Raw genomic sequence first — 22026 nt, 5'->3', positions numbered from 1 at the left:
AAACCTATGAAAAAGTCTTTGGCATCTTCAACATAGAGTTTGTCCTTTGCGCACATGTTTTAATAGCATGAAACATTTTTATTATTTGAGAACAGGAAATTTGAACTGAATCTATGGATGCTTTAAGTAAAATTTTTGATGATATTCATCTCAACCATTCAGAATATATTTACCTTCAAGCTCAAGGTGATTGGTCGTTTCAGAGTCCAAAACAAGAAGCAGTGATCGCGCATATCGTTTTGTATGGAAATGCTTATTTAGAATTTTCACCCAAAATGACTGTTGCACTACAAACCGGTGATATGTTTTTAATCCCAGCAGGATTAGCACATACTGTAAAAAATCATTTAGACACGCAGTTAGTTGAAAGCCTCAATATAGAATCCCTCTTTGACGGACTAAGACAAGATGCGATTGAATTTGGTCAAGGAAGCTCAGAAAAGACCCTCATCCTTTCTGTACGATGTCATATGAATGCAATCATGGCTCGTCCATTGATCAATGCCCTCCCACCATATTTGCATATTCAAAATGCCTTAAGTGATGAGGCACCTGAATGGCTTAAAATTGGACTATATTTTGTTTCTGCTGAAACGCGTAGAACCATGGCGGGTAAGAATAAAATTATGGATCACGTCGTCAGTATTTTGATGATCGAGTGTGTGCGTGACTATATTGAGCAAATGCAAGATCACAATAATTGGTTAAATGCCCTGGTGCACCCTGAACTTTCAAATGCACTTGCAGCCATCCACAGTCGCCCAGAACAGAGCTGGACCGTAGAAAGCTTAGCTGAAACCTGTTGTATGTCACGTTCTAAATTTGCCAGCTTATTTAATCAAATTATTGGGGAAACACCTTTAGCCTACTTGCAACAACATCGCTTACGTCTCGCTAGCCAGCTGATCAAACAAGGACAACTGCCTATTCAGCAGATTGCACACCAAGTGGGATATTCATCTGAAACCGCATTTAGCCAGGCGTTTAAGAAACAATTTGAACTTAGCCCAAGCCAATATCGTAATCAGATCTAAAAAAGATTAGAGACATCCGCTAATCACATCTTAGTGATATAGCTCCTGTACTCACGCTATATTTCATTTCACATAAAAAAAGCGCCGAGGCGCTTTTTTTAGTCTAACGATCTTATTCTGAATTATTTAATTTTTGCTTGTGATTTTAAATAACGCGAATAATCGTCTAATAATTGTTCACCACGGAACTTCTGATACATTTGGGTAAGTTGCTGAACTTCAGCTGGATCCATCTGAGCAGTATCTACTTTTTTCACATTCGCTACAGCTACAACAACTAACTCATTTGGCAGCTTCGCAGTGCTAACAGACCACATGCCTGCTTTAGGTACTGGCTGGCTAAATGCAACACGCTCAATCTCACGCTTAAGACCTTTAGAACGTGTAAATGTTCCCGCATGGACAAAATTAGACTGATATTTCGCAGTAACCTCTTGAGCTGGTAACTTTTTGAAATCTTCAATCATGGCATTTAATTTTGCATGGGCAGCATCAAACGCTTTTTGTTCAATCAATTGTGCTTTTACACGTGCAGTTGCTTGTGCTAAAGGCTGTACACCGGCTGGATGATACTTACGCACTTTAACCCAGACAACATCACCATTGGCAGTTTGGATATTACTTGAAGCCATCGTATTTCCGCTTTTCACATCTTCATTAAACAGTTTAGATTTAACAGCAGGATCAGCAAGAACTGGATTGGTTGTTGTTAAATTTACATTATTTGCAGATTGAACTTGAACTGTCTTCACTGCTTGTGAAACGACATCCAATGCATCACTGTTAACCACTTGCTCATTTAAACTATTTACAGTGTCAGAGAAGTAGTTAGCAGATTTATTCTTTAAAACTTCAGCAGTCAATTCAGCTTTTTTCGACTCAAATGATGGCACTGAATCTACTGGTGTGTTTACTTCAATCAAATGATAACCGAATTGAGTTTTAACAGGCTTAGACACTTGACCATTGCTTGTTGCGTTCACAGCTTTATCAAAATCATCACCAAAGGCACCTGGCGCATAGGCAGCAAGTGCACCACCTTTCGCTTTAGAATCTGGGTCTTCCGAATATTGTGCAGCAGCTTGAGCAAATGACGTACCTGCCTGAATTTTTGCATATACTTCATTTGCAAGTGTAGCAGCTTGCTCAGGCGTACGAGAATCAGTCGTGATCAGAATATGTTTAACATCACGCTTCAAACTTTGCTTATATTTTTCTACAAACTGAGTATAAGCTTGTTGTAATTCAGCATCAGTCACTGCCGCATTTGGCTGTGTCAATGTCGCTGGGCTGAGCACCACATAGTCCACATCCACTGAAGCAACTTGTTTAAACTTATTTTGATGCTTGTTGTAATAATCCGCAATTTCCTGATTGGTCACTTTAACATTGGCTTTATAGTCATCAAGTTTAACGCTTGATAAGAATAATTCACGTTGTTCAGATTGCAAGTTGGCAATTTGCTGGATATCCAATTTACTGATCAGTGCATTATCCGAAATTGTAGAGCTCAAAATGCTTAAGGCAAAATCTTGGCGAATATTTTGGATAAATGCTTGGCTAGTTAAACCCTGTGAGCGTAAATAATTTGCATATAGCGTATTTGAAAATTTACCATTTTCCTGAAAAGCAGGAATTTGTGCAATTTTCTGTTCAATTTGAGCATCGCTCAAAGTCACACCTAACTTATCAGCGTGTTGTCTTAAAAGACTTTGGCTAATCAGGTAATCAAGTGCTTTATTTGCAATAAATTCTTTGTTCAATAAAGACTCATCCCCATGTATAGCAGGATTTGCCAATAATTGATCTGTATAGCCTTTTGTAACCGTTTCTAACTCTTTTTTAGAAATATCTTGACCATTAACAGTTTTAGCTACGTCTGCTTTTTGCCCACCGCTGAAATAGCCTTCAATACCAACCACAGCAAATGGCGCTAAAAATAACACAAGGAGAACTTTACCAAACCAGCCCCTTATGAGAGTGCGAAACGATTCCATGAGTATTCCAATATTATATTTCGTAAGGATTCTAACTGAAATTGTGAAATGAATGAACGAGCAATCACTGATAATTTAATATATTTCATAAAAAACGCGCCACAAAGGCGCGCTTTTAACAAGCTCAGATTAAGCTACTGAGTCTTTTAAGCCTTTACCAGCTTTAAAGCTAGGTACTTTGCTTGCTTTAATCTGAAGCTCTTCACCAGTTTTAGGGTTACGACCAGTACGAGCAGCACGGTCTTTAACACTGAATGTGCCAAAGCCGACTAAAGTCACTGTGTCGCCTTTTTTAAGCGCTTCACCAATTGAAGCAATAGTCGCATCTAATGCTTTACCAGCATCGGACTTTGACAATCCCCCTTTTTCTGCAATCGCATCGATTAATTCTGATTTATTCATGAAGATTACGTCCTCTTATATCGTTTGTTTAAGTTCCAAGGCTGTAGATCAAAGGCCATGACGACTTTATAGCAATGCTTTGGGGGGAAACGCAAGACTCCAAACACGCTTTTCACAAAAATTACGACTAAAATTTACGATTTTTTTGGATTAATGGTAATTATTTCATTTTTTTTAGCAATTGGTCGCGTAAGTTTTGGTTCTCTTCAGCCAATGCATCGACTTTATTGTGGAGTTGCAGGATCAAGTTTTCCAAATGCTGAAGATCTTTAGCAGTCACTAAACCAATTCTGTTTAATGAATGATTTACACGCTGATCTAAAAGTTTTTCAACCTTGTCTTTGGTTTCTGCAACAGACTCTTTGGTTTTTTCAGTGACTTTATTGACTGTCTGATCTGTGACTTCAACTGTCTTAGATTCAAGCTCCTCACCCACCTTGACTAAAGAATCAAAGAGTTTATTGCCTTCTTCTTCGGCTCTGGAGAACGCTCCCAACCCTGCCAACCAGATTTGTTTTGTATATTTTCTGAAATCTAATGCTGACTTTTTATGATTTCTAGGCTTTATTTGAGATTCATCAAATTCATTTTGATCTTCATAAAGATCCGTTTGTTCTTTGTTGCTCTTTTTCATATCTTGCTCCATTTACCCCAAACTCCAGCGTGTAATGACCTATATGACCAAATTATGTAGAAAATATTGCTATATTATCAAATAAAACTATTGAACCTTTTGCTAAACTGTTCTACAAAGCAAAGTAATTGTTTTAATGTTAAGGAACACTTGGCAATTCGACAATGGTTATTAAGATAATTTTTATATCATTGTTGAAATATTGTGTTTCCAGTCATGGATGAGATTGTTTCAAATTTATTTAGAGATCGGACTCTCTGTTTTGCTATAGGAATTTTTTATGAATGAATCGCAACAAAAGCAAGGTCATTCTCGTTTGTTGCTAAACATTGTCATGATTATATTGGAAACCATTTATTCTTTCGTATTAAAACATGATCGTGTTGTTCGCTTACAGGCAAAAAAATTCGTCGGACAGCAGATTACAATTAAAATGAATAGTTATATTCCTTATTTTGACTTTTATGTTCAATTTACAGATCGTGGTATTCTTTTTGATTTACAGCCTCCAGAAAAAGCCATTGACCTTTCTGTGAGTAGCACACTCATCGATTTCATCCAAATTTTTGTCTTTGCTAATCGTCGTAGCATGAAAAAAATGCGTCTGGAAGGCGATAACCTGCTCAAGGAACAGTTCCGTGATCTGGTTGTACACTTAACTGCACCTAAATTGCTTTCAGACTGGAAGCAATGGTTAACAAATCCAGATGATGACAGCCAGACAAAAGCATCAAAAAAACGCATTGCCCCTTTGCTTGAAAAGATTGATCAGCAACGCTCTAAGATCAACACGCTCCAAGTTGAAGTGAAACAATATCAAAATCGTGTTAAACGCTTGCAGCTCAATCAACAACGTTTATATACGGCTTTAGGCGTATTGGGCTTTCTATTTATGGCATTAGTCGTGTATAATCTTTGGCAAATATTTTCATAAAACTTGAACAAAAATTGAAATTTTCCAGTAATTTTTGTTCAAATAATAAATTCTGACTAAATTAGTCAGAATTAAACTTAAAAATACTTGACTATTTTAGTCAGGATTCATAAAATTCATACATCTAGTCTAAAACATGTGTATCGAATCATGCGCCTAACTACTCGCGGTCGCTATGCAGTGACTGCACTACTTGACTTAGCATTGCAGCCACCTGAACAAACGATTACGCTTGCAGAAATTGCAACCCGCCAAACGATATCTGTCGCTTATCTTGAACAATTGTTCGCTAAACTTAAACGTCATGGCTTAGTTTCAAGTGTTCGTGGAGCAAATGGCGGTTATCACTTAGCGCGCCATGCTGAAGAAATTACTGTCTTAGAAATTATTGAAGCTGTAAATGAAACCGTTGATGCGACTCGTTGTGACCACAAAGGCAACTGCCAAAATGGTGCAATGTGTTTAACTCACGATTTATGGCAAGAACTCTCTCTCCATATTGCCGATTATTTAGCTAAAATCACCCTTGCGGATTTAGTAGCTCGTGACAACGTACAAACCGTTGCAGTTCGCCAAAATTCAGCACCTCTTGATTCAGCCCTTTTATCGGTTACAGGTATTTGACATGAAACGTCCGATTTATCTTGACTATGCAGCAACTACGCCTGTTGATCCTCAAGTAGCAGAACGCATGATGGAGTGTTTAACCTTTGATGGTACATTCGGTAATGCTGCTTCTCGCTCACATGCTTATGGATGGCAAGCTGAAGAAAAAGTTGAATATGCACGTGAACAAGTCGCAAATTTAGTAAAAGCTGATCCACGCGAAATTGTCTGGACTTCTGGTGCTACTGAATCTGATAACCTTGCCCTTAAAGGCGTTGCTCAGTTTTACGGTTCTAAACGCAAACACATCATCACAAGTAAAATTGAACATAAAGCAATTTTAGATACTTGTCGTGAATTAGAAGAAGAAGGTTTTGAGATTACCTATCTTGAACCTGAACCTAAAACTGGTTTAATTACCCCAGAAATGGTTCAAGCTGAACTTCGTCCAGATACGTTACTTGTTTCATTGATGATGGTGAACAATGAAATTGGTACTGTGACAGATGTTGCTGCAATTGGTGAGTTAACACGTGCCAATAAAACCTATTTCCATGTAGATGCTGCACAAGCTGCGGGTAAAGTGGAAATCGATCTTTCTACCATGAAAGTTGATTTGATGAGCTTCTCAGGTCATAAGGTTTATGGACCTAAAGGCATTGGTGCTTTATTTGTACGCCGTAGCCCACGTGTTCGTATCAAAGCACAAATTCATGGCGGTGGTCATGAACGTGGTATGCGCTCAGGTACACTTGCAACTCATCAAATCGTCGGTATGGGTGAAGCATTTGAACTTGCTGGCAAATCTTTACAAGCTGAACAAACACGTTTACGTGTACTCCGTGACAAACTCTGGAACGGTTTACAAGATTTAGAACAAGTCTTCTTAAATGGCCACCCTGTATACAATGTTGCAAACTACTTAAATGTTAGCTTCAACTTTGTTGAAGGTGAATCATTGATGATGGCGTTAAAAGATGCTGCTGTATCTTCTGGTTCAGCATGTACATCTGCAACACTTGAACCTTCTTACGTACTTCGTGCCCTCGGTCTTTCTGACGAGTTAGCACATAGTTCAATTCGTTTTAGCTTTGGTCACTATACGACTGAAGAAGACATTGATCATGTAATTAAGATTACTAAAGCTGCTGTTGAGAAATTGCGTGAGCTTTCTCCGCTTTGGGATATGTACAAAGAAGGGATCGACTTAAATTCAGTTGAATGGGCTGAACACTAAGTTCCTTGAAATCAAAACGCGGCATTTTATTGAAAATCAGTAAAATGCCACCAAATTAGATTGTAGAAATACATATTATCAACGCTGACCCCGAGGTTTGGAGAAGCAACATGGCTTATAGCGAAAAAGTAATAGATCATTACGAAAATCCTCGTAATGTTGGTGTGTTGGATAAAAATGCAGAAAATGTTGGTACAGGTATGGTCGGTGCACCTGCATGTGGCGATGTAATGCGTTTACAAATCCAAGTGAATGACAGTGGTGTAATTGAAGAAGCTCGCTTTAAGACTTATGGCTGTGGCTCTGCAATTGCGTCTAGTTCACTCGTAACCGAATGGTTAAAAGGTAAAACGCTTGACGAAGCACAGGCGATTAAGAATATCGACATCGCAACTGAACTTGCACTTCCTCCTGTAAAAGTACACTGTTCTGTACTTGCAGAAGATGCAATTAAAGCTGCTGTTGAAGATTACCGTAGCAAGAAAACTAAAGCCTAATATCTGTTCGTCAAATTTAGCAGATGATTTTTTAACGGAGTTTTCATGATCAATCTAACTGAAAATGCTGCAACTCATATCAGCAATTACTTAAAGAATCGCGGTAAGGGTGAAGGTATTCGTCTTGGTGTGAAAACTTCAGGCTGTTCTGGCTTAGCTTATGTACTTGAGTTTGTTGATGATATCGACACTCATGATAAAATGTTCGAGCAGTTTGGTGTAAAAGTTTTTGTAGATCCAAAAAGTTTGGTTTATCTCGATGGTATGGAAATGGACTATGTTAAAAATGGTCTCAATGAAGGCTTCGAGTTCAATAACCCAAATAAAAAAGGTGAATGTGGCTGTGGTGAATCTTTCACTGTATAATCTGCCCTGCTTTTTCTCATGTTAAAACAGTGTCTTGCACTGTTTTAATCACATTTAATTACACCGTTTTCCTGTAAAACATCGTGGATGAGTATCTCCCATGAGTCATTTTGAGTTGTTCGATCTCCCGGAAGCACTCGATATTGATTTAGCGACATTAAAAGCTAATTTCCTAAAACTACAACAGCAATATCATCCTGATAAAGCTGAAGATAAAGACAAAGCTTTGATTAAATCAAGTGAAATTAATCAGGCATATAAAGCTTTATCCAATGTAGACAGTCGTGCTGCTTATCTACTGTCACTCAAAAAGCAAGATCATCACTTAGATCAATCAATTAGTGATTTTGAGTTCTTACAATCTGCTTTAGAAATTCGTGAGCAGCTTGATGAAGCAACCAATACCGAACAATTGCATTCTTTAAAAAAAGAAGTACAACAATGGATTGATGGCTTAGTTCGCGAATTCAAAATTGATTTTGAGGATGAAGATTGGGCTGAAGCACGTGACACGGTGCGCAAGTTACGATTCTTTCAAAAAGTCATGAATGATATTGATAAAGCCGAAGATCAGCTTTTAGATGATGAAGATTTTAGTTTAGATGATGATTTCTAAATTTTAACTTTCATTATATGTTTTACCCGAATTTGTTTTTAGTTTTTATTTTAAGGATGTGACAAATGGCACTCTTGCAAATTGCTGAACCAGGACAATCAAGTGCGCCACACGAACACCGTATTGCGATTGGTATCGACTTAGGGACAACCCATTCTCTTGTTGCTACGGTATTATCAGGCAAAGCCAAAGTACTGAACGATGAGCAAGGTCGCGTGTTACTTCCTTCTATTGTACATTATTCTAAAAATTCAACCGAATATGGCGATGCAGCAAAACCGTTTATTACTGCTGACCCTAAAAATACCATTGTTTCTGTTAAGCGCTTTATGGGTCGTTCTAAAGCAGATGTTAAATTTCAACACCCTTACACGCTTGCGGGTGCTGATAATGAAATGCCAGCATTTGAAACAGCGCAAGGTCGTAAAACACCCGTAGAAATCTCCGCAGAAATTTTAAAACAACTGAAAGATCGCGCTGAACAAAGCTTAAGCAATCCGGTGAATGGCGCTGTGATTACGGTTCCAGCTTACTTTGATGAAGCGCAACGCCAAGCCACACGCGATGCAGCTGAACTCGCGGGTTTAAATATATTACGCCTGCTCAACGAACCTACCGCTGCGGCTGTTGCATATGGCTTGGACCAAGAGAGCAACCTAACAACAGACCGCAACTATGTCATTTATGATTTAGGTGGCGGTACATTTGATGTATCTATTTTGCGTTTTTCTCAAGGTGTGTTTGAAGTTTTAGCCACAGGCGGTCATACCGCACTGGGTGGTGATGACCTAGATCGCCTTATTGTGAAATGGGCAAAAAAACAACTCAATATTGAAACTTTAGATGATGCAGAATATGCACATTTTATCGTTTCTGCGCGTAAAGCCAAAGAAGCACTCAGTGATGCAACCTCTGTTGATATTAAAGTTCTAACACATCATCTCACGCTAGATCGCACAACATTTGAAGAAATCATTCAAGTGGCATTAGATAAGACGATCAATGTGTGTAAACGTGTCATGCGTGATGCAAAACTTGAACTCGATGATATTCAAAATGTAGTCCTTGTTGGTGGTTCAACCCGCTCTTATGCTGTACAGAAAGTGGTGCGTGAAGTATTTAAGCAAGAACCGCTTTGTACCATCAATCCTGATGAAGTTGTGGCGATTGGTGCTGCGATCACTGCAAATCAACTCATTGGTAATTCTAAAGATGGTTCATTACTGTTAGATGTTACCCCGCTGTCACTTGGTCTAGAAACCATGGGCGGTTTGGTTGAACGTTTAATTTCACGTAATACAGCCATTCCTGTTGCACGCCGTCAAGAGTTCACCACCTATCAAGACGGTCAAACCGCCATGCTGATCCATGTCTTGCAAGGCGAACGCGACTTAGTTGAGCATTGCCGCAGCTTAGGCCGTTTTGTATTACATGGTATCCCACCAATGACCGCGGGTCAGGCACGTATTGAAGTCACTTTTCAGGTAGATGCAGATGGCCTGCTTACTGTTTCAGCCAAAGAAACCACATCAGGTGTCAATGCGCAAATCGACATTAAACCTTCTTATGGACTATCTGAGACCGATACTGAACGTTTACTTTTAGAAGGTTATAAATTCGCTGAAGAAGATAAAAATCTTCGCCATCTCAATGAAACTAAAGTTGAAGCACAGCGTGAACTTGAAGCCTTAACACAGGCGTTAAAGGTCGACTCCAATCTGCTCAGTACAGAACAACTGACTGCGCTCACCCAAGCCGCTGAAACTTTAAAAGCCCAGCTTGAAACAAATGATATCAAATCGATTGAGCATGCTGTTGAACAGTTAAAAACTTATAGCGATGCCTTTGCAGCAGAACGCATGAATCAGCACATTGATCATGCACTCAAAGGCACCAAACTTGATGATTGGTCTAACTCAAACTAATTTAAGGTAACGACTATGCCACGTATTAAAGTACTACCTCATGCAACAATTTGTCCAAATGGTGCTGAGTTTGAAGTTGAACCAAACGCCAATCTGTGTCAAAGCTTGCTTGATAATGGTATTAAAATAGAACATGCTTGTGACATGTCTAAAGCATGTACCACTTGCCATGTGATTGTACGCAAAGGCTTTGATGAGCTCGAAGAGATGGATGATATTGAAGCCGACTTACTGGATCGTGCTTGGGGCTTAGAACCTGATTCGCGTCTGTCTTGCCAAGTCAAAATCACAGATGAAGATATGGAAGTTGAAATTCCAAAGTATACGATTAACCATGCTTCTGAAAACCACTAAGTTGCTTTTCATATAGGCAAAAAAACCACTCTTTATGAGTGGTTTTTTAATGTCTTAGCAATTTTTAATGCCTTAAGTAAGCATTTAATTTAATGATTTTACAAATAATTTGAGTTGACTTCATCTTCAATATTCAGCTTTGCAACCCCTTGAGAGTTGGTAAGTTTTTGCTGCACCTTAATCCGTTCTACCATTTTTTCTAATACTTCCACCAACTCCGGATATTCAAAGTTTTGCACTTCTTCTAAATTCAGCACCAAGTGAAATCCTTTATACTCATAATCAAACCATTGCTGATTTTCATTCTTGGTTGCAGAGTATTTTTCCATCACTTGCCAAGTGCGTACCTTACCTTGAATCCCTTTCAGCTCAATCGGGGTTTTTGGTGCACAAAGATAATCGTTTTTAATCAGCTTATAGGTTTCATCTGAAACCAGAATTTCATCGATATCCGCAGCATATTGCAAACGCGCGGCTAAATTGGCATCACGCCCCACAATGGTATACGCCATGCGATGCACAGCACCATAGTTCCCAACGTGGCAATAACCGGTACTTACCCCCATACGAATATGCAAAGGTGCATAGCCCATTTTCACCCAACGTTCACGGAGAAATTTCATCTGCTGGCGCATTGCAATGGACATATCAATACAGTTTTTCGCATCTTGCTCCACACCTTGTGAGTCAGGATCACCAAAGAAAATCAGGATTGCATCACCCATAAATTTATCAATGGTTGCACCATATTGTTTGGCAATTTCAGTCATATGACTTAAATAGTCATTTAATACAAAGGCCAAATCATCTGGAATCAAAGTTTCTGATAATTCTGTAAACCCTTGAATATCAGAAAAGAAAACCGTCATTTTTTTACGTTTATATTCAATCTTGGCTTCTGTATCACCACGCATGATCGCTTGCCAAAGCTGTAATGGCGCATAACGACTGAGTTGATTTGATAACTCAATATAGCGATTCATTTCATTGAAATAGGTGTTTTTCTTGGTTTCTACACTTTTGATACGGCGATTTTGATAATAATTTCCGATGTTTACAAACAAGATAATACTAATAAAAGACAGGACTGATAGCTCTGGACTGGTTTGCTGAAAATAATCATAAAAACCAAAGATAAAAATAATATTGGTATAAAACACAACAAAGGCAACTAAAATTGCCAAAGAACCCATCATAAAAGAAATTTTGTTATTAATCGCTGTATAGATCAGTGCAAATAACAACACAAAAGTAACCACGAGGCTTAAATGTACAGCAGCCAATGCGGTAGAAACTACGATGACATCAATTAAGAAATAGATGTTTTTCCGAATTTTAGAGCCATATGAATATTCTAGCCAGCGCGATAGCTTAGGGCTAACAATAAAAATAAAGCCTATAAAAAAAGGAACATAAAATTGATAATTTGCAATTGGGGAGGTGAAATAATAAACCATGACCACCAAAGCAATAATCAAATACCCCATAAATCGCTGGAATATCTCAAATTGCTTTGGCTCTTTATCTAACATACGTTCAAATGGCAAAATATTTTACCTCGAATGTCATTTTATTAAACACTTCCCTTGTGCTGTTTACACTTAATCCATACGCCAATCGAATGGCATCTCACCTTGACCACGTAGCGCCAACATCAGTGTTTGACGCATGTGAGCTAATACTTCATTGCTATAAGGAACTGCTTGCAGGCCAAATACAGGTTTAGGCCAAGCTACATCATTCTGATAACGAACTACATGATGAAAATGTAATTGCGGAACCATATTTCCAAGTGCAGCGACATTCATTTTATCTGCACGAAAAACACGAGAAAGCTGACTAGACAACCAGCTTGATTCACGTAAAAACTGCTCTTGGTCAGCTTGACTTAGTTCATATAACTCAGTGATACCAGGAACACGTGGAATAAGAATCAGCCACGGGAATTGCATATCATTCATTAAACGACATGTTGAAAGCGGAAAATCGCCTACAAAAAAAGTATCTTGAGCAAGTTGTGGATGCAAACTAAACATATCTTTATAAATGACGCAAAATTAAAAGGATGGCTAATACTAACACATCGGTTTTCGTGTGAATATTGGTTATCTTGTGTTTTGGTACAAATAAACACAGTTTGTTTTGAACCTGATCACAATTACACTTTAAAGAATCACAGAATTTTTTCAAGTGATTTACCTGAAAAAATTCATAAGCACTTTTAATCTCAAATTGAGCATTTTTTAAGCTCAAAATCCTGATAAATTAACGCTTTAATTCTGTCAGTAAATTGTTTAACAAATCCTGAATAAACTGAATTCGCTTGTCATTTTCTTCAAGCATCACCATCACTTTTAAACGTTGTCCACCTTCCATACGGAACCAAGTAGGGTGCTTCTGCATGAGCTGAATAATACTGATCGCTTGCACAGGTGTATCAGGTGAAAATTCGATCACCCCACCATTGGCCCCAATATCAATTTTGGTAATTTCTAAGGCTTCGGCCTTAACCCGAATTTGATGGACACTAAACAGTTGTTTTACTGGCAATGGCGGGACACCAAAGCGATCAATCAACTCCATACGGATGTTGTCAAGTTTATCCTGAGTATCTGTATTACTAATACGTTTATAGAACATAAGACGCTGATGTACATCGCCCAAATATTCATCGGGAATCAAAGCAGGCATATGCAGGGTAATTTCAGAGGTAAGTGAAAGTGGTGTATCAAAATTAGGGGTCTTGCCCTGTTGAATTGCTTTGGTCGCTTTGGCTAACATTTCCATATATAGGCTATAACCAATTGCATTCATTGAACCGCTTTGTTGTTCACCCAGTAATTCACCAGCCCCACGGATCTCTAAGTCTTCCGTAGCCAGCATAAAACCAGCGCCAAGATTTGAAGCTCTTTGAATGGCATCTAAACGTTTTTCTGCATCACCTTTAAGGCCTTTAATCGATGGCACCATCAAATATGCATAGGCTTGATGATGGGAACGTCCAACACGACCACGTAATTGATGTAATTGTGCTAGGCCGAGTTTGTCTGCACGTTCAATAATAATCGTATTGGCATTGGGAACATCAATCCCCGTTTCAATAATCGTTGAACAGACCAGCACGTTAAATTCTTTGTGATAGAACTGTTGCATGATTTGCTCAAGTTCACGTTCACGCATTTGACCATGCGCAACCGCGACACGTGCCTCTGGTACAAGTTGACGAATATTTTCTGCAGCACGTTCTATGGTATCTACTTCATTGTGCAAGATATAAACCTGACCACCACGTAATAATTCTCGCAGAATTGCCTCTTTCATGGTTTCATTGGTTTGTTCATTGACAAAAGTTTTGACAGCTAAACGACGTGCTGGCGGTGTAGCAATAATTGAAAGATCACGCATTCCGCCAAAAGCCATATTCAATGTACGAGGAATTGGTGTTGCAGTTAAGGTTAACATATCAACATCTGCACGCATGGCTTTGATACGCTCTTTATCACGTACTCCAAAACGATGTTCTTCATCGACAATCATTAAACCTAAGTTTTTAAACTGCACGTTTTCCTGAAGAATTTTATGTGTGCCGATGACAATATCGACTTTACCATCGATTAAATCATCAATGGTTTTGGTATGACTTTTATTGGTTCCAAAACGAGAAAGTACCTCTATACGAATTGGCCAATCGGCAAAGCGATCTTTAAATGATTCAAAATGTTGTTGCGCCAATAAGGTGGTTGGTACTAAAACAGCCACTTGCCTATTATTTTGAACAGCAACAAATGCCGCGCGCATCGCCACTTCCGTCTTACCAAAGCCGACATCACCACAAACCAACCGATCCATTGGTTTGGCTTGTTGCATATCATATAAGGTCGCTTCGATGGCATTGGCCTGATCCAGTGTTTCCTCATAAGCAAAGCCACTGGAAAATTGCATATATGCACTTTGATCCAACTCAAAACTAATCCCGGGTTTAGACTGACGACGCGCTTGGATATGTAGCAATTCAGCTGCCACATCATGAATCTGTTCAAGCGCTTTACGTTTTGCTTTATTCCATGCATCTGTACCCAATTTATGTAATGGCGCTAAATCAGGATCACCACCACTAAAACGGCTAATCAGGTGTAGATTGGTTACAGGAACATACACTTTTGCATCATCTGCATAGTTTAATTGCAGAAACTCATAGTCTTGTTCATCAATATTTAAGGTGACTAAGCCTGCATAACGCCCAACACCATGATCAATATGCACCACTGGCGCACCAATATTGAGTTCCGTCAGACTTCGGATCAGAAACTCTTCTGAAACCTCTTGTTGACGTTTTCTACGGCGCTGTACTACACGGTGTTCATACAGTTGGTTTTCAGAAATAACCGATAGATCATTGCTGATGACCAATCCACGATCCAAAGGCGCATTGGTAATCGCCACAGAGAAATTAGATTGTTGAAATACAGCAAAACTTTCAACAACTGGAATTTCACCTAAACTTGCACGTAAAGCATCTTTTAAAGTTTCACGGCGTCCAGCACTTTCAGCCACCAGTAATACAGGATGATTAGCCTCATCCACATACTGCTTCACTGCTTTAAATGGTTGGTCTTGTTTAGGGTCTACAGGCAATCTTGGTGGTAATTCAACCGACAAATTGATACAGCCTGCTTTTAATTCAATGGCTTCTGTTGAGGCAATAATTCTTGAAAATTGATTTAAATACTCAAACAGTTGATTCGGTTGTATAAAAATTTCTTCAGGCGGTAATAGCGGTTGATCAGCATTATGGCGTCGGTCTTCGTAACGACGCATCACATCTGTCCAAAAACTCAACAATCCTTCGTCAATGTGCTTATCTGTAATGACAATCGCATTGCTTGGTAAGTACGATACCAAACAACTTTGTGTTTGCATGGCTTGCTGTGAAAAGAATAATGGGAAGTAGAAATCTAATCCTGGAGAAGCAATGCCTTCTAACACATCTTGATAAATTGGGTTTTTCTTGGGATTTGCAGTTGGAAAACTTTCTGCATAACGATCACGAAATGTTGAACGTGCTTCTTTTAACGGAAATTCTTTTGCAGGAAGTACGGTAAAACGCTCTAACTTTGTTGTTGTTCTTTGGGTTTCAGGGTCAAAGAATTTTAAACTGTCTATTTCATCATCAAATAAATCAATACGGATAGGCGCATTTTGCCCAGAGGCATAAATATCCATGATGCTACCACGTACTGCAAACTCACCATGGTCATAAACGGTATCAACCAGATGATAACCCGCCTGAACCAGTTTTAATTTTTGTTGTTCTAATGCGAATTTCTGACCAACGCGGATATCAAAATGCTCACCCAACACCCATGATGTAGGGGCAACACGTTGTGCCAAGGTAGTTGCAGAGACCAATAAAATACCTTTTTGTGGCATATTGGAAAGTATCGACAGTCTTTCAGAGACAATATCTTGGTGCGGAGATAAACGATCATATGGCAATATCTCCCAGTCTGGAAATATTGTTGGTTTTACCCCATAAAATTCTAATTCACTTTCCAACTGTCCCAAGTGCTGATTATTTTTTGCAACCAATACAAAGAGCTGATCCGATTTCTCTGCGATCTCCTTAAACAATAAGGCTGCAGATGAACCGAGCATTGTGCCAATCCAACGTTTTTCGCCTGCTTTCAGTTGTTTTAAATTGAGGTCAGAGATTTCTTGTTTAAACATAATCGCATAGGGTCTAAAAGACATGAGCAATAGTTTAACATGATGACTTTATTCAGTTGAGTGATTTTGTTTATTCTATTTATCTTCGCAGTGACTCAACAGCAGCATTTTCTTCATCAGGATAGAATTCACATCAGCCTCAAGACAAACTCACAGGATCGTAGGCCTGTGGAAGCTCTTGCAAATGAATTGAGAATAGTCATTTGTATAACAGAGAAAAAACTAAGCAACATCACACATTATTCTTTGGTGAAATATTCTGATTCCACTAAATGTTATCCATGCCTTAAGTTGATTTATTTTTCTCGTTTAAACGCTTTATAATAATCATTGAGTTTTCGAATAATTTCTTTAAATTGTTTTAAATTTTCTTCTGTATTGCCAAGCCTTTGCACATAGTTGTTTGTCGCGATTTCTAAATCAATCTTTTCATTGATCAAAATTGTTTTATAGAACAAAGCCTTTAAATCATCAAAATTATTGAGTTTTCGGTTAGAAAAGTATTCCAGCCGTTCAGATAACTCACGATTTAAAACAATACCATCTACAATAAAACCATGCTCAGCATCAATTTGAATATTATTTTCTTGTAGAAAAACTTGTTCAGGACCGTTTTTATTACCCTTAAATAATGCTGTAATTTTATCAAACATCATTAAAACTCAATCAAATCAAAGATTCATCATAACAAAGATGACTAAAGAAAGATGACAAAAGTTCGCAGTAAAAGGCCGTTTTAAAACGACCATTTACCTGAACATAAACCATCAGGGTTATTCGTCACCTAAATCATCTAAGAAATCGACAGTAGGCACAAAGAATAAGGCTCCTGTCACTGCTGTACTAAAATCTAATAAACGATCTAAATTACCCTCTTCATCACCTTGAAACATATGCTCTAACATTTGTCGAGTCACACTAAATTTACGTGCATAACCAATAAAGAAGGTGCCATATTCATTTTTAGATGGATTTGAAAACGGCATATTTGCACGCATGATTTTAATTTCATTGCCATCCGCATCATGTGCCTTACTCACTACATTGTGTGCTGTTTTAGGCTTTACATCATCACTCAGCTCAACATCATTAAACTTTTTACGTCCGATGACTTTTTCTTGTTCTTCATCACTGAGCGCACGCCACTTGTCCATATCATGCATATATTTTTGAATAAATGCATAACTACCACCTTTAAAGTCTGGATCTTCATCACCCACCAGCGCATATTCAGCTGCAATTTCAGGCTCTGGGTTTTCTGTCCCATCGACAAAGCCAATAATCGCTCTACCGTCAAAATATCGAAAACCATTCACTTCATCCACTGGATAACTTACGGCTTTTAATTGCGTATTGATCATATCTGCCATTTCAAAACACAACGCTTGGCGATCAGCACGAATATGGAAAAACAAATCGCCTTCTGTTGAAACAGCCGTATATTTTGGCCCTTTAATTTCTTTAAACTGTTCTAATTCTTGTGGTTTAGCCTGATCAGGAAATAAACGCTCCCACGCATTTGCCCCAAATCCCATAACTGCACTAAATTGTGCATCTGGATAACGGTTGGTTAAACTACGTGTTAATGCTGAAAAATTTGCTGCAAAATCGATTACTGTATCTATTACTTCAGCCCCAAGCCTTAATCCTAAAACAATAAATAAGGCATTTTCCCCTGGACGATTCATAACAGGTTGAATTCGAGTTGAAGTCATAATTTATCTCAAAATATTCTATTGGTTACAATCTAACATAGGCTGTTTTAAAGCTTAAGTTTTTATCGTTAACAATCCACTAATTCACAATATTTATATGCATAGAAATGTTGCGAAAAATGATTAAAGCAATCAGTTTTGATTTATTTGTTCAGACACCTCTATTGTGATTATTTTTAAAATTACTTTGAGTAATAAGCATAAATTTTAAAACAACTGTTTTTTTCATCAAACACAATATTCAAACGCTGCAACAAAGTACGAAATTGATCTGTTTGATCTAAAATCAAATCACTGATCAGTCTTCCTCTCGGTGTGCTCAGCATAGGCTTTACCATTAAATATTCAATTGCAATAAATACAGGCATAGCATCGTGATAGAAAGGATGCCAATCACCTAAATACCACGGAATTTTCTTCACAAATTGATCTTCAGCTTGTAGATCTTTATTTTCAGTCACCAATTTGACAATAAATGCAGGTGGAAAATCCAAGTCTGTCATTGCATGCAGAAGTTTGAGCCATTTTGAATCACTCATACAAGATACCAACTGCCGTTGATGCACGACCTGCTGAATTTTCAAAATATACTTTATATAGCCTTGGTCAGTCTTTAAAGTATTTATATGATTTCGATATTCAAGATAATTTTCTTGTAAACCCACATTTATCCTTCAATTAAAAGCACCTATGTTAGGTGCTTTTAACACATAGAGTTAACCATATTGTTTCTGTAAATAAGATACGATTGCTGCTGACTCAAAGAGTTTTTCACCTGTATTTGGATCTTCTAAATAAGGCACTTGAATGTCTTGCTTTGCGCGGGCCATAACTGGAATAATTTTTTCACGTTTGCCACCGACCAAAGGAACATATTTACCCGGTTTTAAACGTAAAACTGCTGGGCCTAGATCTTGCCAACACTCTTTCGCCACATTATGAAAAATAAATGGAATTTCTAATTCAGTTAACACAGCACGCACAACACGTGTATAAGGACTTGCTTCAAACCCCCATAATTCCAATAATTGCGCTGGACTTGCACGATCAACAATTTTTTTATTAACCCAAACCCCGCGTGCACCATTAATAATGGTTCCCACCATAGCGACCGTTGGGTATTTAGGATAATGAGAATATTTCTTTGGTGTTTTGCCTGTTTTACCATAATGCTTAAATAAATAATCAACAATCTTTTGCGATTCGTACATTGCTGTTCCCGTATTTTCATCAATGAAATACGGAAAACGTAATTTCCCCCCTTTTTCTTTTACAACCTGACGATATTTAGTCCCACCTTTAGGGCATGGATAGACTTCATAATCCAAATTGAGCAAGGTCATTACTTCTCGTACGCGGCGGCAAAATGGTGAACCTTCAAACTCATATAACTTTAAAGCCTTTTCTGGCTGGTTTGGAAACGGAGTTCCTGTTACACCACGGCCTCCCTCAGTCAGTGATGAAGCCAAAGCTTGTACAACTTTAATTTGATGATGCACCATTTTATACCCCCTAGATGATTGTTTTCGCTTAAATAAAGCTTTTTATAAATCCACTAATTTTTCTTTTGAAACCACAATGCCATTGTTATCTGCATAGATATATTCACCAGAATTGAAAGTGACACTACCAAAATACAGAGGAATATCGACCTCACCTATGCCTTTACGATTGCTTTTTTTTGGAATTGAAGCCAATGCATGGACACCTAGATCAAGTTCAACGAGTGCATCTACATCACGTACACAACCGTAAATCACCACACCATTCCAGTGATGCTTAACCGCTGACTCTGCAATCATGTCACCCATCAAGGCACAACGCATGGATGCTCCACCATCGACAACCAAAACCTTGCCTGTTCCATCTGTAGCAAGTAACTCTTTCACTCGTGAGTTATCTTCAAAACACTTGACTGTCACGATTTGACCACCAAAGGTTTTACGCGCCCCATAACTTCTAAAAAATTTGCCATCGAGAGATGGAATCAAGGTTTGGATGTCTTGGTCTGGATGATCATCTAATAAATCACAAGTTACAAAAGGTACTGTAGTCACGTTATCACTCCATTATTTGCTATTTTGTATACGCAAATTATCATAAATTTCAATTTTTTGAGTTTGTGTTTGAGCAGCCTCGACCATAGTATGAGCCACTTGTTGTGCTGTCACTGGCTTATATTTAAAAGAATTGGGTACCAAATGCGAAAATTTACCATACAGCTTTTGCGTTACATCTTCCAAGAATCGCTTTTCATTTCGTTCACCAAGGAGTAACGATGGGCGAATAATAGAAAAACGATATAAGTTCAACTTTTGTATATAGTCCTCAAGTTCACCTTTCACTTGATTATAAAAAATTGGCGAGCTGGCTTTTGCCCCCATCGCACTGATTAAAAGTAAATGGGTTTCAGTCATTTCAAATAAATCTGCAAAATGCGCATTGATCTCAAAATCAATATTATAGAAAGCTTCTTTAGAACCTGCCTTTTTAATGGTCGTTCCCAAACAACTGAATGCATGCGTGTAATCGCTGACATCTTGATCATTGAGTAGAAGGAAATCATCCAATACAAATTGTTCAACTTTTTTAAATTTTAAAAAATCGGGATTCTCTCGTCGCACAACAACTGTAATTTTTTCACAATCAGCCAATAAGTTGAGCTGTTCAATGAGACGCTGCCCCACTAAACCTGTTGCTCCAATCACAATCGCATTTTTTATCGAATTAGTCATTTTTTAAACAATCTCCTAGATTTATTACTAATCTAACGTTTTATTTCAAATTTTTCTTCAACAAAAATGTTGTCAAAGCATGTCAACACTTGACTTTACTGGCCTCTTTAATCACAATATGGCACTTGTTTACGGGCTGGTGATAATCCTCTGATGTGGTTTTCAGATGTGGTTTCAGCCCGCCCAGACCCATCTAATTCAAGGAGTGCACGAGTGGCAAACTCTGCTCAAGCAAAAAAACGTGCTCGTCAAAACGTTAAAGCACGTAAACACAACGCAAGCTTGCGTTCAATGGTACGTACTTATATCAAACGCACAATCGCTGCTATCGCTACTGGTGAATATGCTGCCGCAACTGAAGCTTATAAAGCTGCAGTTCCAGTTATTGACCGTATGGCGGATAAAGGTATCATCCATAAAAACAAAGCTGCTCGTCACAAGAGCCGCTTGAATGCACAAGTTAAAGCGTTAGCTAACTAATTTTTGCATATGAAAAGAGCCCTTTAAAGGGCTTTTTTTGTAGCTAAAATTTGACTATAGCGCTTTAAAATCAGAAAATATCAAAACTTATCTACCATCGCATCAATATTTTTCAGCAGATAGATAAGTAAGAGTTCTAAACTATAAAAATAATTATTTTGCTAAATGTGAAATTAAGACTAGAGTTCTAAACTATAAAAATAATTACTTTGCTAAATGTGAAATTAACACTGTTGCAGTGGATAAAATACCTTCCTGACGACCAGTAAAGCCCAATTTCTCTGTGGTTGTTGCTTTAACACTAATTTGAGTCACATCAACATCTAACACATCTGCAATACTTTGACGCATTTCCAAATTGTGTTTGGCTAATTTAGGCCGTTCACATGCCACAGTAATATCGGCATTATTTAATTTATAACCACGATCTAAAATTAATTGATAAACATGTTTTAAGAGCTTACGGCTATCCGCACCTTTAAATTCAGCATCTGTGTCTGGGAAATGTTGTCCAATATCCCCTAAAGCCAATGCACCCAATAAAGCATCACATAATGCGTGTAACACGACATCACCATCAGAATGTGCTTTTAAACCATGCGTATGTGGAATTTGAATGCCTGCCAAAGTTACAAAATCACCTTCTTCAAAAGCATGTACATCCATTCCCTGCCCAATACGAATCGGTATGATCATTCTTAGCTCCTTTTGCAGTTTTTAAAATTTAAAAATCTTGTATTCGTACTTTCTCTTTCGCTATAGTACGT

At 38.1% G+C, this 22026-nt stretch carries 23 protein-coding genes; 10 read left to right on the top strand and 13 right to left on the bottom strand.

Going from position 1 to position 22026, the window contains the following annotated elements; genetic code table 11:
• Positions 1 to 113 precede the first annotated feature (113 nt).
• Complete coding sequence (locus AC07U8_RS10040) at positions 114 to 1034, top strand: AraC family transcriptional regulator (RefSeq protein ID WP_151803437.1); 921 nt, start codon at positions 114 to 116, stop codon at positions 1032 to 1034.
• A gap of 122 nt (positions 1035 to 1156) precedes the next feature.
• On the opposite strand, the gene AC07U8_RS10035 is transcribed toward AC07U8_RS10040, so the two are convergent.
• From AC07U8_RS10035 to AC07U8_RS10025, 3 genes are all read right to left on the bottom strand, one after another.
• On the bottom strand, positions 1157 to 3031 hold the full coding sequence (locus AC07U8_RS10035) for a SurA N-terminal domain-containing protein (RefSeq protein WP_494737795.1): 1875 nt from the start codon (positions 3029 to 3031) through the stop codon (positions 1157 to 1159).
• Between the two features lie 129 nt (positions 3032 to 3160).
• A complete protein-coding gene (locus AC07U8_RS10030) occupies positions 3161 to 3433 on the bottom strand; it encodes an HU family DNA-binding protein (RefSeq protein WP_004720620.1) in 273 nt (90 codons plus the stop codon).
• Positions 3434 to 3593: 160 nt separating this feature from the next.
• Positions 3594 to 4079 carry a phasin family protein gene (locus AC07U8_RS10025; protein WP_004821389.1) on the bottom strand — a complete coding sequence of 162 codons (486 nt, stop codon included), beginning with the start codon at positions 4077 to 4079 and terminating at the stop codon, positions 3594 to 3596.
• 268 nt (positions 4080 to 4347) lie between these two features.
• Here AC07U8_RS10025 and AC07U8_RS10020 point away from each other — a divergent pair, with 268 nt between their 5' ends.
• From AC07U8_RS10020 to fdx, 8 genes are all read left to right on the top strand, one after another.
• A complete protein-coding gene (locus AC07U8_RS10020) occupies positions 4348 to 5001 on the top strand; it encodes a hypothetical protein (protein WP_004720623.1) in 654 nt (217 codons plus the stop codon).
• 150 nt (positions 5002 to 5151) lie between these two features.
• Positions 5152 to 5625 (top strand): Rrf2 family transcriptional regulator, encoded by a 474-nt coding sequence (locus tag AC07U8_RS10015; RefSeq protein WP_004720625.1) that lies wholly within the window; start codon positions 5152 to 5154, stop codon positions 5623 to 5625.
• Position 5626: 1 nt separating this feature from the next.
• Entirely contained in the window at positions 5627 to 6844 is a 1218-nt protein-coding gene (locus AC07U8_RS10010; protein ID WP_004720627.1) for an IscS subfamily cysteine desulfurase, read from the top strand.
• A gap of 110 nt (positions 6845 to 6954) precedes the next feature.
• The gene (iscU, locus tag AC07U8_RS10005) at positions 6955 to 7341 is read left to right on the top strand and encodes a Fe-S cluster assembly scaffold IscU (protein WP_004720629.1); all 387 of its coding nucleotides are present in this window, start codon (positions 6955 to 6957) and stop codon (positions 7339 to 7341) included.
• A 45-nt stretch (positions 7342 to 7386) separates the two neighbouring features.
• On the top strand, positions 7387 to 7707 hold the full coding sequence (iscA, locus tag AC07U8_RS10000; RefSeq protein WP_151803435.1) for an iron-sulfur cluster assembly protein IscA: 321 nt from the start codon (positions 7387 to 7389) through the stop codon (positions 7705 to 7707).
• Between the two features lie 100 nt (positions 7708 to 7807).
• On the top strand, positions 7808 to 8323 hold the full coding sequence (hscB, locus tag AC07U8_RS09995; protein WP_004720634.1) for a Fe-S protein assembly co-chaperone HscB: 516 nt from the start codon (positions 7808 to 7810) through the stop codon (positions 8321 to 8323).
• Positions 8324 to 8388: 65 nt separating this feature from the next.
• Positions 8389 to 10248: a Fe-S protein assembly chaperone HscA gene (gene hscA, locus AC07U8_RS09990; protein ID WP_494737794.1), complete on the top strand. Its 1860-nt coding sequence runs from the start codon at positions 8389 to 8391 to the stop codon at positions 10246 to 10248.
• Positions 10249 to 10263: 15 nt separating this feature from the next.
• Complete coding sequence (gene fdx, locus AC07U8_RS09985; RefSeq protein ID WP_004720638.1) at positions 10264 to 10602, top strand: ISC system 2Fe-2S type ferredoxin; 339 nt, start codon at positions 10264 to 10266, stop codon at positions 10600 to 10602.
• Between the two features lie 98 nt (positions 10603 to 10700).
• Here the strand turns inward: fdx and AC07U8_RS09980 are convergent, their stop codons facing one another.
• The 9 genes from AC07U8_RS09980 to AC07U8_RS09940 all read right to left on the bottom strand — a co-directional run bounded on the left by AC07U8_RS09980 (position 10701) and on the right by AC07U8_RS09940 (position 20779).
• The gene (locus AC07U8_RS09980; protein WP_004720640.1) at positions 10701 to 12149 is read right to left on the bottom strand and encodes an adenylate/guanylate cyclase domain-containing protein; all 1449 of its coding nucleotides are present in this window, start codon (positions 12147 to 12149) and stop codon (positions 10701 to 10703) included.
• A gap of 54 nt (positions 12150 to 12203) precedes the next feature.
• A complete protein-coding gene (locus tag AC07U8_RS09975; protein WP_004720642.1) occupies positions 12204 to 12638 on the bottom strand; it encodes an HIT domain-containing protein in 435 nt (144 codons plus the stop codon).
• A 229-nt stretch (positions 12639 to 12867) separates the two neighbouring features.
• On the bottom strand, positions 12868 to 16329 hold the full coding sequence (gene mfd / locus AC07U8_RS09970) for a transcription-repair coupling factor (RefSeq protein ID WP_154129758.1): 3462 nt from the start codon (positions 16327 to 16329) through the stop codon (positions 12868 to 12870).
• Between the two features lie 296 nt (positions 16330 to 16625).
• Entirely contained in the window at positions 16626 to 16982 is a 357-nt protein-coding gene (locus tag AC07U8_RS09965) for a hypothetical protein (protein ID WP_244015908.1), read from the bottom strand.
• A gap of 120 nt (positions 16983 to 17102) precedes the next feature.
• Positions 17103 to 18044 carry a Dyp-type peroxidase gene (locus AC07U8_RS09960; RefSeq protein WP_494737793.1) on the bottom strand — a complete coding sequence of 314 codons (942 nt, stop codon included), beginning with the start codon at positions 18042 to 18044 and terminating at the stop codon, positions 17103 to 17105.
• A 182-nt stretch (positions 18045 to 18226) separates the two neighbouring features.
• Entirely contained in the window at positions 18227 to 18610 is a 384-nt protein-coding gene (locus tag AC07U8_RS09955) for a DUF6678 family protein (RefSeq protein WP_494738594.1), read from the bottom strand.
• Between the two features lie 150 nt (positions 18611 to 18760).
• Positions 18761 to 19546: a glutathione S-transferase N-terminal domain-containing protein gene (locus AC07U8_RS09950; RefSeq protein WP_494737792.1), complete on the bottom strand. Its 786-nt coding sequence runs from the start codon at positions 19544 to 19546 to the stop codon at positions 18761 to 18763.
• A 42-nt stretch (positions 19547 to 19588) separates the two neighbouring features.
• Positions 19589 to 20101 carry a ribonuclease E activity regulator RraA gene (gene rraA / locus AC07U8_RS09945; protein ID WP_494737791.1) on the bottom strand — a complete coding sequence of 171 codons (513 nt, stop codon included), beginning with the start codon at positions 20099 to 20101 and terminating at the stop codon, positions 19589 to 19591.
• 12 nt (positions 20102 to 20113) lie between these two features.
• Positions 20114 to 20779, bottom strand: a complete 666-nt coding sequence (locus tag AC07U8_RS09940) for a Rossmann-fold NAD(P)-binding domain-containing protein (protein ID WP_494737790.1) — start codon at positions 20777 to 20779, stop codon at positions 20114 to 20116.
• A 213-nt stretch (positions 20780 to 20992) separates the two neighbouring features.
• Here AC07U8_RS09940 and rpsT point away from each other — a divergent pair, with 213 nt between their 5' ends.
• Positions 20993 to 21259, top strand: a complete 267-nt coding sequence (rpsT, locus tag AC07U8_RS09935; protein WP_004720657.1) for a 30S ribosomal protein S20 — start codon at positions 20993 to 20995, stop codon at positions 21257 to 21259.
• 204 nt (positions 21260 to 21463) lie between these two features.
• Here rpsT and ispF read toward each other — a convergent pair whose 3' ends face one another.
• Positions 21464 to 21955, bottom strand: a complete 492-nt coding sequence (gene ispF, locus AC07U8_RS09930) for a 2-C-methyl-D-erythritol 2,4-cyclodiphosphate synthase (RefSeq protein WP_151957366.1) — start codon at positions 21953 to 21955, stop codon at positions 21464 to 21466.
• Positions 21956 to 22026 lie beyond the last annotated feature (71 nt).

The organism is Acinetobacter sp. GW821-FHT01E09, from assembly GCF_059422385.1.
The sequence above is the reverse complement of the archived record's forward strand: the minus strand, read 5'-3'. Positions and strand labels throughout refer to the sequence as shown.

What these genes read in the sequence shown, in the direction of transcription:
- hscA (WP_494737794.1), top strand. Translation starts at nt 8,389, where the DNA reads ATGGCACTCTTGCAAATTGCTGAACCAGGACAATCAAGTGCGCCACAC.
- ispF (WP_151957366.1), bottom strand. Translation starts at nt 21,955, where the DNA reads ATGATCATACCGATTCGTATTGGGCAGGGAATGGATGTACATGCTTTT.
- AC07U8_RS09965 (WP_244015908.1), bottom strand. Translation starts at nt 16,982, where the DNA reads ATGTTTGATAAAATTACAGCATTATTTAAGGGTAATAAAAACGGTCCT.
- mfd (WP_154129758.1), bottom strand. Translation starts at nt 16,329, where the DNA reads ATGTTTAAACAAGAAATCTCTGACCTCAATTTAAAACAACTGAAAGCA.
- AC07U8_RS10020 (WP_004720623.1), top strand. Translation starts at nt 4,348, where the DNA reads ATGAATGAATCGCAACAAAAGCAAGGTCATTCTCGTTTGTTGCTAAAC.
- fdx (WP_004720638.1), top strand. Translation starts at nt 10,264, where the DNA reads ATGCCACGTATTAAAGTACTACCTCATGCAACAATTTGTCCAAATGGT.
- AC07U8_RS09940 (WP_494737790.1), bottom strand. Translation starts at nt 20,779, where the DNA reads ATGACTAATTCGATAAAAAATGCGATTGTGATTGGAGCAACAGGTTTA.
- iscU (WP_004720629.1), top strand. Translation starts at nt 6,955, where the DNA reads ATGGCTTATAGCGAAAAAGTAATAGATCATTACGAAAATCCTCGTAAT.
- AC07U8_RS09975 (WP_004720642.1), bottom strand. Translation starts at nt 12,638, where the DNA reads ATGTTTAGTTTGCATCCACAACTTGCTCAAGATACTTTTTTTGTAGGC.
- AC07U8_RS10025 (WP_004821389.1), bottom strand. Translation starts at nt 4,079, where the DNA reads ATGGAGCAAGATATGAAAAAGAGCAACAAAGAACAAACGGATCTTTAT.
- AC07U8_RS10010 (WP_004720627.1), top strand. Translation starts at nt 5,627, where the DNA reads ATGAAACGTCCGATTTATCTTGACTATGCAGCAACTACGCCTGTTGAT.
- hscB (WP_004720634.1), top strand. Translation starts at nt 7,808, where the DNA reads ATGAGTCATTTTGAGTTGTTCGATCTCCCGGAAGCACTCGATATTGAT.
- AC07U8_RS10040 (WP_151803437.1), top strand. Translation starts at nt 114, where the DNA reads ATGGATGCTTTAAGTAAAATTTTTGATGATATTCATCTCAACCATTCA.
- iscA (WP_151803435.1), top strand. Translation starts at nt 7,387, where the DNA reads ATGATCAATCTAACTGAAAATGCTGCAACTCATATCAGCAATTACTTA.
- AC07U8_RS10035 (WP_494737795.1), bottom strand. Translation starts at nt 3,031, where the DNA reads ATGGAATCGTTTCGCACTCTCATAAGGGGCTGGTTTGGTAAAGTTCTC.
- AC07U8_RS09960 (WP_494737793.1), bottom strand. Translation starts at nt 18,044, where the DNA reads ATGACTTCAACTCGAATTCAACCTGTTATGAATCGTCCAGGGGAAAAT.
- AC07U8_RS09950 (WP_494737792.1), bottom strand. Translation starts at nt 19,546, where the DNA reads ATGGTGCATCATCAAATTAAAGTTGTACAAGCTTTGGCTTCATCACTG.
- AC07U8_RS10030 (WP_004720620.1), bottom strand. Translation starts at nt 3,433, where the DNA reads ATGAATAAATCAGAATTAATCGATGCGATTGCAGAAAAAGGGGGATTG.
- AC07U8_RS10015 (WP_004720625.1), top strand. Translation starts at nt 5,152, where the DNA reads ATGCGCCTAACTACTCGCGGTCGCTATGCAGTGACTGCACTACTTGAC.